16 protein-coding genes are annotated in these 16,280 nt (G+C 61.9%); 5 read left to right on the top strand and 11 right to left on the bottom strand.

Annotated features, from left to right (window positions below):
- The 8 genes from BMI01S_RS02095 to BMI01S_RS02060 all read right to left on the bottom strand — a co-directional run.
- On the bottom strand, positions 1–641 hold a 641-nt coding region (locus tag BMI01S_RS02095), incomplete at its 3' end, for an MFS transporter (protein ID WP_042288059.1).
- Between the two features lie 329 nt (positions 642–970).
- Positions 971–1,729, bottom strand: a complete 759-nt coding sequence (locus BMI01S_RS02090; protein WP_028229950.1) for an ABC-2 family transporter protein — start codon at positions 1,727–1,729, stop codon at positions 971–973.
- A 1-nt stretch (position 1,730) separates the two neighbouring features.
- Positions 1,731–2,537, bottom strand: coding sequence for an ABC-2 family transporter protein (locus BMI01S_RS02085; protein WP_036044090.1), 807 nt, complete (start codon positions 2,535–2,537; stop codon positions 1,731–1,733).
- The gene (locus tag BMI01S_RS02080; RefSeq protein ID WP_028229948.1) at positions 2,530–3,438 is read right to left on the bottom strand and encodes an ATP-binding cassette domain-containing protein; all 909 of its coding nucleotides are present in this window, start codon (positions 3,436–3,438) and stop codon (positions 2,530–2,532) included. Before BMI01S_RS02080 ends, BMI01S_RS02085 begins: the two co-directional genes overlap by 8 nt.
- A gap of 345 nt (positions 3,439–3,783) precedes the next feature.
- Positions 3,784–4,500 (bottom strand): MIP/aquaporin family protein, encoded by a 717-nt coding sequence (locus tag BMI01S_RS02075; protein ID WP_028210717.1) that lies wholly within the window; start codon positions 4,498–4,500, stop codon positions 3,784–3,786.
- A 113-nt stretch (positions 4,501–4,613) separates the two neighbouring features.
- Positions 4,614–6,116 (bottom strand): glycerol kinase GlpK, encoded by a 1,503-nt coding sequence (gene glpK, locus BMI01S_RS02070; RefSeq protein ID WP_028229947.1) that lies wholly within the window; start codon positions 6,114–6,116, stop codon positions 4,614–4,616.
- Positions 6,117–6,233: 117 nt separating this feature from the next.
- The gene (gene glpD / locus BMI01S_RS02065) at positions 6,234–7,802 is read right to left on the bottom strand and encodes a glycerol-3-phosphate dehydrogenase (protein WP_028229946.1); all 1,569 of its coding nucleotides are present in this window, start codon (positions 7,800–7,802) and stop codon (positions 6,234–6,236) included.
- Positions 7,803–8,102: 300 nt separating this feature from the next.
- Positions 8,103–8,882: a DeoR/GlpR family DNA-binding transcription regulator gene (locus BMI01S_RS02060; RefSeq protein ID WP_028210714.1), complete on the bottom strand. Its 780-nt coding sequence runs from the start codon at positions 8,880–8,882 to the stop codon at positions 8,103–8,105.
- A gap of 70 nt (positions 8,883–8,952) precedes the next feature.
- On the opposite strand from BMI01S_RS02060, the gene BMI01S_RS02055 reads away from it, so the two are divergent.
- From BMI01S_RS02055 to BMI01S_RS02045, 3 genes are all read left to right on the top strand, one after another.
- Positions 8,953–9,381, top strand: coding sequence for a hypothetical protein (locus BMI01S_RS02055; protein WP_028210713.1), 429 nt, complete (start codon positions 8,953–8,955; stop codon positions 9,379–9,381).
- A 129-nt stretch (positions 9,382–9,510) separates the two neighbouring features.
- On the top strand, positions 9,511–10,101 hold the full coding sequence (locus tag BMI01S_RS02050; RefSeq protein ID WP_244145258.1) for a helix-turn-helix domain-containing protein: 591 nt from the start codon (positions 9,511–9,513) through the stop codon (positions 10,099–10,101).
- Positions 10,102–10,154: 53 nt separating this feature from the next.
- Positions 10,155–10,703 (top strand): GNAT family N-acetyltransferase, encoded by a 549-nt coding sequence (locus tag BMI01S_RS02045; protein ID WP_028210711.1) that lies wholly within the window; start codon positions 10,155–10,157, stop codon positions 10,701–10,703.
- Here BMI01S_RS02045 and BMI01S_RS02040 read toward each other — a convergent pair.
- Entirely contained in the window at positions 10,666–11,019 is a 354-nt protein-coding gene (locus tag BMI01S_RS02040) for a hypothetical protein (protein ID WP_028210710.1), read from the bottom strand. The genes BMI01S_RS02045 and BMI01S_RS02040 overlap by 38 nt on opposite strands.
- A gap of 282 nt (positions 11,020–11,301) precedes the next feature.
- Between BMI01S_RS02040 and BMI01S_RS02035 the strand changes: the two genes are divergently transcribed.
- On the top strand, positions 11,302–11,574 hold the full coding sequence (locus BMI01S_RS02035) for a hypothetical protein (protein WP_028210709.1): 273 nt from the start codon (positions 11,302–11,304) through the stop codon (positions 11,572–11,574).
- Positions 11,575–11,649: 75 nt separating this feature from the next.
- On the opposite strand, the gene BMI01S_RS02030 is transcribed toward BMI01S_RS02035, so the two are convergent.
- Complete coding sequence (locus tag BMI01S_RS02030) at positions 11,650–12,378, bottom strand: glutathione S-transferase family protein (protein ID WP_042288055.1); 729 nt, start codon at positions 12,376–12,378, stop codon at positions 11,650–11,652.
- Between the two features lie 305 nt (positions 12,379–12,683).
- Between BMI01S_RS02030 and BMI01S_RS02025 the strand changes: the two genes are divergently transcribed.
- Positions 12,684–13,718, top strand: a complete 1,035-nt coding sequence (locus tag BMI01S_RS02025) for an AraC family transcriptional regulator (RefSeq protein ID WP_028210707.1) — start codon at positions 12,684–12,686, stop codon at positions 13,716–13,718.
- A 172-nt stretch (positions 13,719–13,890) separates the two neighbouring features.
- Here the strand turns inward: BMI01S_RS02025 and BMI01S_RS02020 are convergent, their stop codons facing one another.
- The gene (locus BMI01S_RS02020) at positions 13,891–16,176 is read right to left on the bottom strand and encodes an NADP-dependent malic enzyme (RefSeq protein ID WP_028210706.1); all 2,286 of its coding nucleotides are present in this window, start codon (positions 16,174–16,176) and stop codon (positions 13,891–13,893) included.
- Positions 16,177–16,280 lie beyond the last annotated feature (104 nt).

Below are 16,280 nucleotides of genomic sequence, written 5' to 3'. Positions count from 1 at the left end.
CCGTCCATTGCCTGGCGCCATATTGAGCCTGTGCAGTTACTGTGGTCCCCAGCAAGCTGGATCGGAATGACGCACGAGACTGCGATTCCATACGCGACGGCAACTACAGCGAAGGTGGCCGTCCCGCCAAGAAACGAGAACAACGCACCAGCCAGCGCGGGTCCCAGCACATCTACAACTGCGTAAATAGCTGTGTCGACTGCGTTTATCCGATCAAGATCTGCTGCGGAAACCAGCCGCGGCAACAGGGTTCTGATCCCGGCAGCGCCAAGAGGATTCGTCAGCGAATAAATTGAACCGATCAGCAGGAGAGTCGACTGACTAGCCAAACCGAGTACATCAACGATGACCAGCGTTGCAACAAGCACACTGCTGACGATCAGGTCCATCACGATCGCCCGTTGAGCGCCCACCCGATCAAGAAGCGCTCCCAGGACTGGACTGACGATCAGGCCTGGCACCATTCCCGCGAACGACAACCACCCCGCGAATTCGGGTGATCCGAATCGGGACAATGCGTGGAGAATAATCAGGAGCGAGAACATGCGGCCGCCTAAACGAGACATGCAAGCCGCGATCAGCACCAGAGGAATATTTTCGATCGCTAACAACCCGCGGTAAGAGGTGCTTTCAGATCTCATGCCGATTGCCGTCCAGATAGCTGTCCATTTGATCCACCTCGATATGCCGTTATTCTCGCTGTGTTTGACGGATGTCCGCTTTAACACAGCCTGAACGTATCAGGAATCATCCCTGACTTGCACATACGGCAGACCTCTCGTATGGCCTGTCGAAACATTGGGCAGGCCCGCATCGGCAAGGCGAGGAGCAGATATCAATGAACTGTGCGGACTTCGCCACGCCATTGGCAAGCCATGGCTTCGTACAGGCGCGATCGTGAGGATGGTGGGCAGCCGCGTCTTCGTAAGAATCCGACATGATGAGGAGCAGTCCATATGAGTGTTGGATTTCAACCGCCCGGGAAGCTGAACGACCGCATCACGCGCGACTCGATGACTTGATGGAGAACGGCCAGCACGACTGTGCCCGCGGTGAGGATCAGCGCCACGCGATAATCGCCAGCGATCAGGACCGCACCTGCTGCATTGGCGCTGAACAGCAAGGGTAAGCCTATGCCGAGTACGATTTGCCATGCGCCACCCGGCATCACACTTGAGGGAAGAAAAACCATGCGGCTTAGCTCGGACACCATGAAATCCGCTGGTGCCAGGCGTTGTGTCACGAGCGCGGTGAGCGAGATCACCGCAAATACCACGATGATGGAGAGCACGCCAACCGCCAGAATCGCGAGACCGCCTATCCATGCTTCCATCGGGCGATGAGGCTGAGGATCGATGAGTGGCCAGCAGCACAGCAGCGCGACGACGGGAACCAGAAATCCTGGTTCTGACCAACGGAGTAGCTGGAGCGTGCGGCGTCTCAGCGGCATGATCAGCACGGGATCCAGGAGACCGCGGACCAGCCGCAGATAATACTGGTGGATTGAGCAGATGAAGCATTCCGCCGTTAGGGTCACCATCGTAGCCAGATAAAACACGAAGATCGCCTGTTCCCGGGTCCAGCCGTTGAGCGTATCCGTGTAGGTGAACACCGTATGCAGGTAGAACAGGGTCAGCATCTGCGCGACAGCCTGGATGGTGATATAGGAGACGTAATTTCCCAGGTAATGAATCTGCCTGGCAAAGGCTTTTTCAATGAGCACCCGCATGTCAGCCCCCTCCCCCGGTGTAGGTATTGATGGCCCGATACCACATCAACTTGATCAGGAGCATGAACAGCAGGATGTAAAGCATCGCGACGGCTTGCTCGACAGCGCCGACAGGCACGTCACCGCTGATGATCAGAGCTGCGGGTGCGGCAATGAAGTACTGGAACGGATTGAACGCCATGAGTGGGCGGATGTACTCCGGCCAGTAGCCCGGTGGAATGATCGCTCCGCCCAGGAACGCGGTGATCGTGGTCAGGCAAGCCAACACGAAATCCGCCTGCATCAGCCAGAACATCAGGAGACCCAGGAATACGCCGATGCAAAAACTCAAGACGGCGCCAGCGAGCAGGAAACCGATGATCAACAGCCCGTAGCTGAACAGTTCGGCTGGCGATCGAGACACCCTCTCGGGGTTGTTCAGCCAGTAGACGACGCACAGGATGAGAACCGGTATTGCATATAGGGCACCGCCGCCCAGATAAGCTGCGAACTTCTGCCCGATATAGCTGACCGGTCTTGCCACTTGCGTCTCGAGGCGTCCCTCGATAATTTCCTCGGAGATCTCCTGAACCAGGTCGTAGCAGTTGTTCAAGCGAGACAGGTAAATCGTGAAGGCGCAGTAGTAGAGAAGCTTCTCTAGCGTAAAGCCGTGTATTTCCTCGTGCGCGTCATAGACTGCGCTCCAGACAAAGAACTGAATCAGGAAGGCAACGCCGGTCGCAATGAAGAAATCGACGAACAGGACGCCACGATCTACCAGCAGAACGCGTAGGCCATTGATGGCGAAAGGGCGAAGCCGATCAATCATCCTCTTCTCCCATAACGTTCACCCGCGTGGTGTTGCAGAACGTGCGTTCCTCGTCGGTGGTCATGCCACGTGTCCGGAAGGTATCGATGAGGCGGGACTCCAGCAGGCCGCCGTTATCCCGGGACACGCCGAATTGCCGGAGCAGGTCGTCCATGGCCTTGACCTGGAACACGTTGCCGCCCTGAATGAACGCGATATGCGTGCAGCAGGCCGTCAAGTCGGTCACATCATGGGTCGTGAGCAAGGTGGCAACATGCCGTTCCACGACAATGCGATTGATCAGTGTCCTGAGCTGCTGTTTGGACTCCATATCAACGCCGATTGTGGGTTCGTCCAGCAACAGGACGCGAGGACGATGCGCCAATGCCAGCACCACTTCGCATTTGATGCGCTCGCCTAGACTCAGTTGGCGCACCGTACGGTCCATCAGCTTGTCGACGTGAAGCATGTCGGCAAAGAGGACAACATCCTCGCGAAACGCCTCGACCGGTACGCGATAGATGCGTCGAATTGCATCGAATGAGTGCCGTACGGGAAGATCCCACCAGAGCGATGTCTTGTGCCCGAACACAGCGGCGATCTGGTTAAGAAAGTGCGACGACAGGCGGCCCGGCTCATGCCCCAGAACTGAAATCCGGCCCGATGACGGTTTCAGGAGACCGGTTAGCAGCTTGATCATGGTTGACTTGCCGGCCCCGTTCGGGCCGACCAGCCCCAGGCACTCGCCAGCACGAATCTGAAGGTTCACCTGGTTGAGTGCCGTATGCGTCTCAAAAGTCGGCTTCAGCAATTGCCGCCACAGCGGACTCTCGTGACGACGGGTCCGATACATGCGGCTGACACCAACGACGTCGACCACGACAGTGCCGCGCTCCGTCTCGCGCTGTGCGTCTTCATTCATTGAATGATCCCAGCGATAGGCTCTGGCAAATTTAGAGCAGTGATTCTTGAATCTCCAGAAAAATTACATATCTCCTACTAGATTCCTACTTACACCTACCTTAGCTGTCAGGCTCCGGACGTAATGAGGTTAGAAATGGCAATCCGGACGACGCGCTCGTCATGACCAGGTTCGAGGAACCAGCCGATACCTGAATGGACCGCAAGCAGGCGCGATAACGAAAAGGCCAATTCTTTCCGCTTCAATCTGCAACTGCGGTGCAAACGAACAAAAGCCCGCGAACGACGCATCGTTCGCGGGCCTTGTGCATGCGAGCGCACCTGTCTCCAGTGCGCGACGACGAAATCAACTCATCGCATGCAAATAATGATAGAGCCCGGCCGCGGCCGCGCCGCCGGCAAGCGGCCCGAGCACCGGAATCCACGCATAGCGCCAGTCGCTGTCGCGCTTGCCCGGAATCGGCAGTAGCGCATGCATGATGCGCGGCGAGAGATCGCGCGCCGGGCTCATCGCATAGCCGGTCGGGCCGCCGAGCGAAATGCCGATGCCGAGCACGAGCAGCCCCACAGGCAGCGCATCGAGCGCGCCGAGCCCCACCTGCGGCGCGGCCAGATAGAGCACGCCGAGGATCAGCACGAAAGTGCAGATCGCCTCCGTCAACACGTTGTGCCGCTTGCTGCGAATCGCGGGCGCGGTGCAAAACACCGCGAGCTTGATATCCGGGTCGGCTTCTTTCGCGAAGTGCTGGCGATACGCGAGCCACACGAGCAGTGCGCCGGCCATACCGCCCAGCATCTGCGCCGCGATATAGCCGCCCACTTTCGACCACGCGAACTTGCCCGCCAGCGCGAGGCTGATGCTCACGATCGGATTGAGGTGCGCGCCGCTGAACGAGGCCGTCACGTAGACCGCCACGAACACGGCCATCGCCCAGCCCATCACGATGACGATGAGGTCGGCGCCCTTGCCCTTCGTTTTTGCTAGCAGCACGTTGGCGACAGCGCCGTTGCCGAGCAGCACGAGAATGGCCGTGCCGATGAATTCCGCAATATAGGGTGACATGATTGTCCAGTAGTCTCTCTGCCCGCGCTGTGCATACGCACGAGGCGCATGCAATCCAGCGGCGGGTTATGTTAGTTAGTTATGCTTTGTGACTGAAAGCCTGACCACATCGCTCAATGCGAGTCGTCGGCCCAGGCCTTGGCCGCGCGCACCGCCCGCTGCCAGCCCGCGCGGCAGGCATCGACCTGCGCAGCCTGCATCGACGGCGTGAAGCGCCGGTCGAGCTTCCACTGGCTCTGCAGTTCGCTCACGTTCTGCCAGTAACCGGTTGCGAGGCCGGCGAGATAGGCGGCGCCGAGCGCCGTGGTTTCGGTGATCTTCGGGCGCACCGCATTCACGCCGAGCAAGTCTGCCTGAAACTGCATGAGCAGGTTGTTCGCGCTCGCGCCGCCGTCCACGCGCAGCTCGCCCACGCTGATGCCCGAATCCGCTTCCATTGCGGCCAGCACGTCGAGCGACTGGTACGCGATCGAATCGAGCGCCGCCCGCGCCAGATGCGCCGAGGTCGTGCCGCGCGTCACGCCGAACAGGGTGCCGCGCGCACGAGGGTTCCAGTGCGGCGCACCGAGGCCAGCGAAGGCCGGCACGAGGTACACGCCGTCCGTATGCGGCACGCTCGCGGCAAGCGCCTCGATCTCGGGCGCGCTCTTGATGATGCCCATGCCGTCGCGCAGCCACTGCACCACGGCTCCTGCAATGAAAATGCTGCCTTCCAGCGCATAGTTGATCTCGTCGCCGATCTGCCAGGCGATCGTCGTCACGAGATTGTTCTTCGACTCGATGGGCTTCGCGCCCGTGTTCATCATCAGGAAGCAGCCCGTGCCGTAGGTGTTCTTCACCATGCCCGTGCTCGTGCACATCTGGCCGAACATCGCGGCCTGCTGGTCGCCCGCGATGCCAGCGAGCGGGATCTTCGAGGCGAACACCGTGGTCTTGGTCGGACCATAAATTTCGGATGACGAACGAACTTCGGGAAGCATGCTGCGCGGAATTTCGAGGGCGTCGAGCAATTCGTCGTCCCATTGGCGCGTGTGAATATTGAAGAGCATGGTGCGCGACGCGTTCGTCACGTCGGTCACGTGCAATTCGTGCTTCGTGAAGTTCCATACGAGCCAGCTGTCGACGGTGCCGAAAGCGAGCAGGCCTCGCCGCGCCTTTTCGCGCGCGCCGGGCACGTTGTCCAGGATCCAGCAGATCTTCGTTGCCGAAAAGTACGAATCGATCGGCAAGCCGGTTTTCGCGCGCACTGTCTCTTCGAGACCGCGTGCCTTGAGCGAGTCGCAGAAGTCGGCCGTGCGCCGGTCCTGCCAGACGATGGCGTTATAGATGGGATGGCCCGTCTCACGGTCCCAGACGATCGTCGTCTCACGCTGGTTCGTAATGCCGATTGCCGCGATGCTGGTGCCGTTCAGGCCCGCGCGCGTGACGGCCTCGGCGGCCACGCCGGCCTGCGTCGACCAGATTTCCTGTGGATCGTGCTCCACCCAGCCCGGTTGCGGATAAATCTGTTCGAACTCTTTCTGGGCAATCGAAACGATGTTGCCCGCGCGGTCGAAAAGCATGGCGCGCGAACTCGTGGTGCCCTGGTCGAGCGCAAGGATGTACTGTTCCGGCATGTCTCTCATCTCCATCTGTAAGTAGTTGTGCTAACGCGCCGGGAAAATCGGCGCGTGGCGATGCTCAAAGCTGCATAGAACTGCTTGACGTCGCTGAACGGCTCAAGCCGGCGAACTTCAGTGCTGCGCGGTCGCCGTCGCGCTTGTTGCGGCAAACCAGCCATCGATAGCAGCGGCCACGCCGGAAAGCGTGCCCGGCGCGACATGCAGGCCGAGCTTCGAGCGGCGCCACAGCACGTCTTCGGCGCGCGTCGCCCATTCGTTGTCGCGCAAATAGCGCAATTCGGCTTCGTAGATGCCGGGCGCGACCTCGGCGCCCAGGTCCGCGAGCGACTGCGCGTTGCCCACCAGACGCCCGGCGCGCGTGCCGTACGCACGCGCGTACCGGCGTGCCAGCGCGGCGGGCAGCCACGAGTGACGCTTCGCGAAGTCCTGCGCAAAAGGCTCGAAGCGCGCCTGCGCGATGTCGCCGCCGGGCAGCGGCGCGCCGGCTGTCCACGCCGGTGCGGTGCGATCAAGCGAGCGGCACAGCAGGTCGGACGCTTCTTCGGCCAGCTTGCGAAACGTCGTGATCTTGCCGCCGAACACCGAAAGTAGCGGCGCGCCCGCGGCCTCGTCGAGTTCGAGCTTGTAGTCTCGCGTGACGGCGGACGCATTCTCCGCGCCCTCTTCTTCGAGCAGCGGACGCACGCCCGAGTAGGTCCATTGCACGTCGGCGGGCGAGATCTTGCGCTTGAAATAGCGGTTGATCGATTCGCACAGATAGCGCGTTTCGTCGCCGTCGATCGAGACCTTCGCGGGGTCGTTGCGATACTCCACATCGGTCGTGCCGATCAGCGTGAAGTCATGCTCGTACGGAATCGCGAAGATGATGCGCTTGTCCGGGTTCTGAAAGATGTACGCATGGTCGTGGTCGAACAGGCGCTTCGTCACGATATGGCTGCCTTTCACGAGCCGCACGCTGTGCTGCGCGCCGCGCCCGAGCGCACCGTGCAGCACCTCGCCCACCCACGGGCCGGCCGCGTTGGCGATGGCGCGTGCGCGCACCTCGAAGGTGCTGCCGTCCGGGCGGCGCAGGAGCGCCTTCCATTCGCCACCCGCGCGACCCGCGCCATCCCCGCCGTTCGCGGCGTTCGTGCGCACCGCCGAAACGAGCTTCGTGCGTGTGACGATTTGCGCGCCGCGCTCCTTCGCGTCGAGCGCGTTGAGCACGACGAGGCGCGCGTCGTCGACCCAGCCGTCCGAATACACGAAGCCGCGCCGGATCGAATCGACGAGCGGCGCGCCCGCCGCATGGCGGCGCATGTCGATACCGCGCGAGCCCGGCAACAGTTCGCGCTTCGCGAGGTGATCGTACAAAAACAGGCCCATGCGAATGAGCCACGCGGGACGCAGGTTCGGCATGTGCGGCATGACGAAACGCAGCGGCCACATGATGTGAGGCGCCGCGCGCAGCAGCGTTTCGCGCTCCTGCAGCGCCTTGCGCACGAGCCCGAACTCGTTGTACTCGAGATAGCGCAGCCCGCCGTGAATCAGCTTGGTGCTGCACGACGAGGTGTGCGAGGCGAGGTCGTCCTGTTCGCAAAGGAGCACCGACAGGCCGCGCCCTGCCGCGTCGCGCGCGATGCCCGCGCCGTTGATCCCGCCGCCCACGACGAGCAGATCGTACCGATTCTGTTGAGTCACCTGCTGTCCCTGAAGATAAATCGAACTTCGAAATGTTCGAATTCGAAATTTATCGAACATGAACGAAAAAGTAAAGGTTCGATTTCGATCTATGCGACGTGGATTTTGCGCGAAATCGAACGCAAACGAAAAAACCCGAAAAAGAAATGGGGCGCGAATGCGGGGACTCCCAGGCGCGGTCCCAGGTCGCTTTTATGGAAGCAACGACCCTGCCCGCGCTCGGAACGCGCCGGATTTCAGAGGGTAAACAGCGAATACGTCTTGCGAAACGCGCCGAAAAAGCGCGCGCGAGGCCGCCGGCTACGCCGCGACGTGAACCTGCGTGCCCGCGGCCAGCACCGCCTCGCTCATTTCCGCGGGCAGCGGCTGGTCGGTGAAGAGCGCGTGGATCTGGCTCAGATGCCCCTGGCGCACGAGCGCCGGGCGGCCGACCTTCGAGTGGTCGGCCACGAGGTAGATCGTGCGCGCATGCTCGATGATGGCCTGCGCCACGCGCACCTCGCGCGTGTCGAAGTCGCGCAGCGTGCCGTCGGGCTCGATGGCCGAGGTGCCGATGATGGCGTAATCCACCTTGAACTGGCGGATGAAATCGATGGTGTGCTCGCCGACGATACCTTTGTCCCACGGCCGCACGACGCCGCCCGTGATCATCACTTCGCAATCGGGATAGCCGCTCATCAGGCTCGCCACGTTGAGGTTGTTCGTGACGACGCGCAGCCCTCGATGATGATTGAGCGCTCGGGCGACTTCCTCGGTCGTCGTGCCGAGATTGATGAAGAGCGATGCCTGATCGGGAATATGCTGGGCCGCGAGCGCCGCGATACGGCGCTTCTCCTCATGGAACATGTGCTGACGCGCGCTGTACGAGACGTTCTCGGAACTCGTCGGCAAACTCGCGCCACCGTGATAGCGGCGCAGGAGATTCATGTCGGCGAGCCAGTTCACGTCGCGGCGGATGGTTTGCGGCGTGACGTCGAAATGAGAAGCGAGATCGTCGACCGTGACGAAGCCGTCGCGTTGCACCCATTCGAGCATTTCCTGCTGGCGCGCGTTCAGGGTGAGGCGAGGATCTCGTGTCATGGGCTCGTTTTGCATACGGATGAGGACGGGCCTATTGTAGGGCTTGCCAACCCGATTCAGGAGACAGCCGATGCACACCCTAAGCAAATGGATGGCAGGCGCAGCCCTGTTCGCCGCGACCGCCATGCTTGCGCCGTTGCCCGCCGCCGCGCAAACGAACCCGGGTGCCCCGCAACTCGCCGCACCCGCGGGCGACGGCACCTTCCTTCTGACGATCTTCCTGAAACACGACGAGTCGAAGCCGCTGCCGAAGATCAATCAGCAGCTCGCGGAACAGGGGTTCTACAAGGCCTTTCCGCCGCCCGGCATCGAAGTGGTGTCGTGGTATGTGATGATGGGGATCGGCCAGGTCGTGACGCTGCGCGTGCCCGCCAACCGCCTGCGCGAGGTGAATCGCGCGATCGAGCAAACGGCATGGGGCGGCTACCACACCGAGTTCTATCCCACCTACGACTACAAGGCGCTCGCCGAACAGGCCCGCGCGCGCAACGGCGAATAGCCGGGTGATGACGCGTCGTCGACCGGCGCGTCTGGCAGACCATCGCCTCCGTCGCCGCGTGTGCGCTTTTTGTTGACCTTTATTTCCAATTTATTAGAAAATGCCTCCATCATCATGGAACGCGGCCAAATGGACAGTCCGAACGACCCCGGAATCAACGAGCGAATCGCCCGTTGCGTGCGCGACTTGCGCGCCACGCGCGGCCTGACGCTGGACGCACTGGCCGCGCGTAGCGGCGTGAGTCGTTCGATGATCTCGATGATCGAGCGAGGCGCCGCCAGCCCCACCGCGGTCGTGCTGGAGAAGCTCGCTGCCGGGCTTTCCGTGTCGATGGCGAGCCTCTTCGGCACGAGCAGCGAAGACACACCCGCCGAACCCCTGGTGCGCCGCGAACAGCAGGCGCAATGGCGCGACCCGCAGTCCGGCTATACGCGCAGGAGCGTGTCGCCGCCCAACTGGCCGTCGCCGATCCAGCTGGTCGAAGTCGATTTCCCGGCCGGCGCGCGCGTAGCCTACGAAACCAGCCGCCGCGAAAACGTGCTTCACCAGCAGGTCTGGGTGATGGAAGGACGTATCGACGTGGAGCTGGGCGATCAACGGCATTCGCTCCATGCGGGTGATTGCCTCGCCATGCGGCTCGACCGGCCCCTGATCTTCAGCAATCCGGGCACGCGGGCCGCGCGCTATGTCGTCGCCATCTGCGACATGAGCGGTGTCTGAACCCACGTAGCGCGGTCCAGCCTGCCACCCTTTTCATTTAAAGAGGATTCCCTATGAACTCGAAATCAAAGAGCGACGCTGTGCGCTTCATCGACTGCAACGAAGCGGAGCATGCGACGGCGATTCTCGAGATCCTCAACGACGCAATCGTCAATTCGACGGCGCTCTACGACTACAAGCCGCGCCCGCCCGAGGCGATGGCGGCCTGGTTCGGCGCCAAGCGCGCGAACGGCTTTCCGGTAGTGGGCGCCGTGGACGAGGCCGGCACGCTGCTCGGCTTCGCGAGCTGGGGCACGTTTCGCGCGTTTCCGGCGAACAAGTACACGGTCGAACACAGCGTGTACGTGCATCGCGACCAGCGCGGACGCGGCCTCGGCGAGCGCCTGCTCCTCGAGTTGATCCGGCGCGCCCGCGGGCAGCAGATTCATGTGCTCGTGGGCTGCATCGACGCGGCCAATTCCGGCAGCATCGCCCTGCACACGAAGCTCGGATTCACTCACGCAGGCACGATCAAGGAAGCGGGATTCAAATTCGGCCGCTGGCTCGACGCCGCTTTCTACCAGCTCAATCTGGAGATGCCCGCGCCGCCCGTGGACGGCTGAAGTACGCGCGCTTTCTTGCGCGCAGCCGCTCACGGGCCGCTCGCATCGAGGCGCACGCCGCGCGGGACGCGCGCAGGTTCACGTGACTGCGACTGAGGCGCTCGGCTTTTCGCCTGGCGCGCCGCGCTTGCCAGCGCACAACGAGCACAGCGCACCCTACTGCCGCAAGCACGGCCGCGCGAAACGGCTGCGACTCGAACGCCTTGATCGGCACGTGCAGCAGCACGATCGAAACGACCACGGCAGCCTGAATGAGGACCAACGAAAGCGAAGCGGCGATAACGTAGACGCGCAGGCGGTCGGTCGGCGGCTTCATGCGGCTGTACTCCCGGAAGGTTGCGCGAACAACGATGTCCAGCGTGGCTGGCACCAGCCTTGCCCCTCGCGACTGTCAGTCACATGGCGGCGCGCAACAGTGGGCAAGGTCATGCGGTCGTGACCGCTGTTACCTGAAGAGAACCTTAAGAGAAGCTGCGTGCGATGACGTTTTTTCGTCTGACGAAATTTCCTTTTTTGGTCCATTCAGCGCTTACATAAGGTTGGCTTAAGTTGGCGCAGGGTACGCTGGAACGCTGCAACCCGTATGGCCAATGCAGTCATGAATCGCACCTACGAATATCGCGGCTACGCAATCCGCGTTGGCGTCGAAGCGAATGGCCCGGTCCCGCTCGAGCGCTCGGAAATCAAACGCCCTCGTTACGCGGCCGTGGTAAGCATCGCCTCAAGCGACAATCCCGCCGCGCCCTCGTCCGCCCTGAAAATCGACGACGCTGCCGGGCTCCCCTTCAGCTCCGATATCGACGCCTTGATGGGCGGCTACAGCGCGGCCCGCCGCCTGATCGACGAACAGCTCGCCGATACGCAAGGCTGACCCCCAAAGCCAAAAAAAGGTTCTTCGCGGATTTGCGCACTCTGAGTATGGCCCAGCGCATACGGGCTAGACGGATCAGCTATCTGCAAGAGCCAACAGCGCTTCACCCTTGGCGGCAGCCCGTTGAAAGGCGTCTCGCTGTGTAACCCTGCCGACATACTCCAGGAAGGCGTCACGCCTGGGCAGGGTCTCGAGCCCCAGACCCCAGCCAATATGCGATCCGACGTAGACGTCGGCCGCAGTGAATCGCTCTCCGGCAATGAAAGTACTTGAACGCACTGCGCGTTCGAGTTGGTCCACCGTGCGCTCATAGCTGCCGTGGCCGAAGAAGAACTCCTGCTCCGCAGCCGGCACGAACCCGGCTCGATGGTTGGTGACAGCCTGCTCGACCGGTCCCGCCGCGAAAAACATCCACCGGTAGTAGTTGGCCCGCTCTTGCGCAGTGGGCGCCAGGCCAGCGTCCGGGAAGGTTTCGGCGAGGTACGCGCAGATTGCCGCACTCTCCGATATCACCCGGCCGTCATGCACAATTGCCGGCACCTTGCCCATCGGGTTCACCTCCGTGAAAAAGCGACTACGCTCGTCGAGAATGCCATATGAGCGCGCGAGCGCTGCGCCGCCCCATCGATCCGCCTCGCTGGAGCGTTCGTAATCGAGCACAACCGTTTCGTACTCGCACCCTGCCTCTTCGAGCATCCAGTGCACGATGCGGCCGCGGGAGTTGGGGTTGGTATAAAACGTCAGTGGCAATGTCCCACTCACCCGAATCAGATCTTCTGCTTCGTTGCGCTCTCTCGCCTGCATCGTTACTCTCCTCTGGACATTCCGCCCGCTACGTGGATGACGGGACAAAGATAAAACATTGGCCGCACGGTCGCATCAGCTTGACACGCCAGATAACTTGCGGAGTACGCCAATCGCGAATACAGTGCGATCCACGCCGATTGCAGACGAAGGTTGCTCTCAAATCCTTCCTGAGCGGACGGCCTCCTCTATCCTGCAACTGGCGCAGCGAACGGTTCCTTCCCGTTCGCCAGGAATCTTCGACGCGTGTGGGGCCAGGCAGTCGAAGCCCTTAATTGCGCGTGGCGTCATCGAAGGCAAACTCAATGAAAGACGTTCGTGGGGACCGCTGCAAAGTGCCGGAATCCTTCTGGCGCGCCGTTGAGCTACAGGGACTGCGTTCTGAGGCGGTCCTGAGGGTGGCCGGTCTTCCTGCCATGCTCCGTCACGATGCAGCTGCGAGCATCAGCACCGCTGAGCTTTTCGCAATCTGGCGTGCCATCGAATCACTGTCAGGTGATGCAGGCTTCGGCATCAAAATGGTCCGAGACACCAGCACCGCAACGCATAAGCTTGCGTTCCTCGCCGCTACCTATGCCGAAAATTATCGTGATGGTCTGGCGAGGGTTATCCGATTCAAGCGGCTTTGCAGCCCCGATAAGCTCCATTGCGAGGAGAAGAACGGCCGTGTCTCGATCACGATCGAATGGCCGCACGGCACTGAGCCGGAGCCTGATCTCTCGGTCGATGCCAGCTTTGCAATGCTGATCGAGTTGGGACGGCGTGGAACGGGTCAACATCTAAGCCCGGTAGCGATCGAGTTCAAACGGGCCCGCCCCGTTACGGACTTCCACGACGCCTACTTCAACTGCCCGATCCGCTTCGGCGCGGCACAAAACCGGTTAGTTCTGGCTTGCGCCGATCTTGACCGCCCGTTTATCAATCACAACCCGGAGCTCTTGCATATGCTTGCGCCCGCGCTGGCGCAAGCGATGAGCGAACTGGAAGCGGAAAGCACCCTGGTCGAGCAAATCAAAACGGTGCTCAAACGGATTATGCCGAGCGGCCGACCCGAGATTACCAGTGTCGGTCGCGAGCTCGGCATGAGCGAACGCACTTTGCAGCGTCGGATTACAGCGGAAGGCACGACGTTCCGTGCGCTCCTCGGCGATGCTCGTCAGGAGCTTGGCATGCAGTTGCTGTCGGACCCCGCTTTAGAGATCCAGGAAGTGGCTTGGCTCTTGGGTTACCAGGATACCAACTCGTTCTATCGTGCCTTCCGTGAATGGGCGGACACGACGCCAGGGAGATGGCGTCAAATGAAACGACGATCAGCAAATAGCGGAAAGCACCCCGGTTGAGCAAATCACAACGGCGCCCAACCGGGTTAGGCCCAGCGCCGTCCCGAGGTCGCCGGTGTCAGTTGTGAGCCAACCCGCGGCCGAAATCTGCGAAGAGCAAAAAAAAGCGCGAAGGCCCGAAGCCCTCGCGCGCTTTTGCAGGGACGCCTTACGAGCGCACCCCGCTTGGGGCTCAGTCGCGGTTCGCCTGCAACACCGTCAACGCGGCCATGTTGATGATGCGTCGCACCGTCGAGCTGGACGTCAGCACGTTCACCGGCGCATTCACGCCCAGCAGGAACGGGCCGACCGCCACGTTGCTGCCCGCACCCGTCTTGAGCAGGTTGTAGGCGATGTTGCCCGAGTCCACGTTCGGGCAGACGAGCAGGTTCGCGGCACCCTTGAGCTTCGAATGCGGCAGGATGCGCAGGCGCAGCGCTTCGTCCAGTGCGCAGTCCCCGTGCATTTCCCCATCGATTTCCAGGTCGGGATTCTTTTCCGTCACGAGCTTGAGCACTTCGCGCATCTTGGTGCCCGAGGCCGAGCTGCCCGAGCCGAAGTTCGAACGCGAGAGCAGCGCGACCTTCGGTGCGAGATTGAGCCACTCCATCTGACGCGCGGCCGCCAGCGTGAATTCGGCGATCTGCTCGGCGTTGGGGTTGTCGTTCACGTGCGTGTCGACGATCGCGACCGTGCGCTTGTCGAGCAGCAGGATGTTCATCGCCGCGTACGTATTCGCGTTGCGCTGCTTGCCGATCACCTCGTCGACGAAGCGCAGGTGGTCGTGATAGGCGCCCACCGTGCCGCACACCATGCCGTCGGCGTCGCCGAGGCGCACCATCATCGCGCCGATCAGCGTGAGGCGGCGGCGCATTTCCACACGCGCCATCTCCTTCGAAATGCCATCGCGGCAACGCAGTTCCCAGTAGGTCGTCCAGTACTGGTGGAAGCGTTCATCGTACTCGGGGTTCGTGACTTCCACGTCTTCGCCGAGCTTCAGGCGCAGACCGAACTTCTCGATGCGGGCGAGCAGCACCTCGGGGCGGCCGATCAGGATCGGACGCGCAAGCTTCTCGTCCACGATCACCTGCACCGCGCGCAGCACGCGCTCTTCTTCGCCTTCGGCGAACACGATGCGCGACTTGCCGCCGTCACGCACGAACTGCTTCGCGGCCGCGAAGATCGGCTTCATGAACGCGCCCGAGTGATACACGAACTGCTGAAGTTCGTTCGTGTAGGCGCCGAAGTCGTCGATGGGGCGCGTGGCCACGCCGTCTTCCATCGCGGCCTTGGCCACGGCCGGAGCGATTCGTACGATCAAACGCGAGTCGAACGGCTTCGGGATCAGGTACTTCGGCCCGAAACGCAGGTCGTAAGCGCCGTAGGCGGCGGCCACCGAGTCGTTCAGCTCTTCTTCCGCGAGCTTGGCGATAGCATGCACGGCCGCGATTTCCATGTTGCGCGTGATGGTCGTTGCGCCTACATCGAGTGCGCCGCGGAAGATGTACGGGAAGCACAGCACGTTATTGACCTGGTTCGGGAAATCCGAACGGCCCGTGGCGATCACCGCGTCCGGGCGCGCTTCGAGCGCGACCTCGGGGAAAATTTCCGGCGTCGGGTTCGCGAGCGCCAGAATGAGCGGCTTTTCCGCCATCTTCGTGACCATGTCGGCCTTGAGCACGCCGCCCGCCGAAAGGCCGAGGAACACGTCCGCGCCTTCGATCACTTCGGAAAGCGAGCGCGCCGAGGTGTCCTGCGCGAAGCGTTCCTTGTCCGGGTCCATCAGCGTCGTGCGCCCCTGGTAGACCACGCCGTCGATGTCGGTCACCCAGATGTTCTTGAGCGGCAGGCCCAGATCCACCATGAGGTCCAGACACGCGAGCGCCGCCGCGCCCGCGCCCGAGGTCACGACCTTGACCTTCGTGATGTCCTTGCCGATCACCTTCAGGCCGTTCATGAACGCGGCGGAAACGGTGATCGCGGTGCCGTGCTGGTCGTCGTGGAAGACCGGAATCTTCATGCGCTCGCGCAGCTTGCGCTCGACCGTGAAGCAGTCGGGCGCCTTGATGTCTTCCAGATTGATCCCGCCGAACGTGGCTTCGAGGCTCGCGATGATGTCCACGAGCTTGTCGGGATCGCTTTCGGTGATTTCGATGTCGAACACGTCGATGCCGGCGAACTTCTTGAAGAGCACCGCCTTGCCTTCCATGACCGGCTTGGAGGCCAGCGCGCCGATATTGCCGAGGCCCAGCACGGCCGTGCCGTTCGTGATCACGCCCACCAGATTGCCGCGGCTCGTGTAGCGAAACGAGTTCTGCGGATCTTCGACGATCTCCTCGCAGGCCACGGCCACGCCCGGCGTATAGGCAAGCGCGAGATCGCGCTGGGTGACGAGCGGCTTGCTGGCCGTCACCGAGATCTTGCCCGGCGTGGGGAACTGGTGATATTCGAGGGCGGCCTGACGATCGGTCTTGTTCATGTTCCTCACTCTGATGATGTGCCCCACGCACGGAAGGCGCGGCGGTCGTGTCCGAATGAGACGATTCTAGAGAGCCGTCATAACCTGCCCATTTTGATTTAGTA

Origin of the sequence: Paraburkholderia mimosarum LMG 23256 = NBRC 106338, from assembly GCF_000739815.1 — a bacterium.
GTDB lineage: Bacteria > Pseudomonadota > Gammaproteobacteria > Burkholderiales > Burkholderiaceae > Paraburkholderia > Paraburkholderia mimosarum.
The sequence above is the reverse complement of the archived record's forward strand: the minus strand, read 5'-3'. Positions and strand labels throughout refer to the sequence as shown.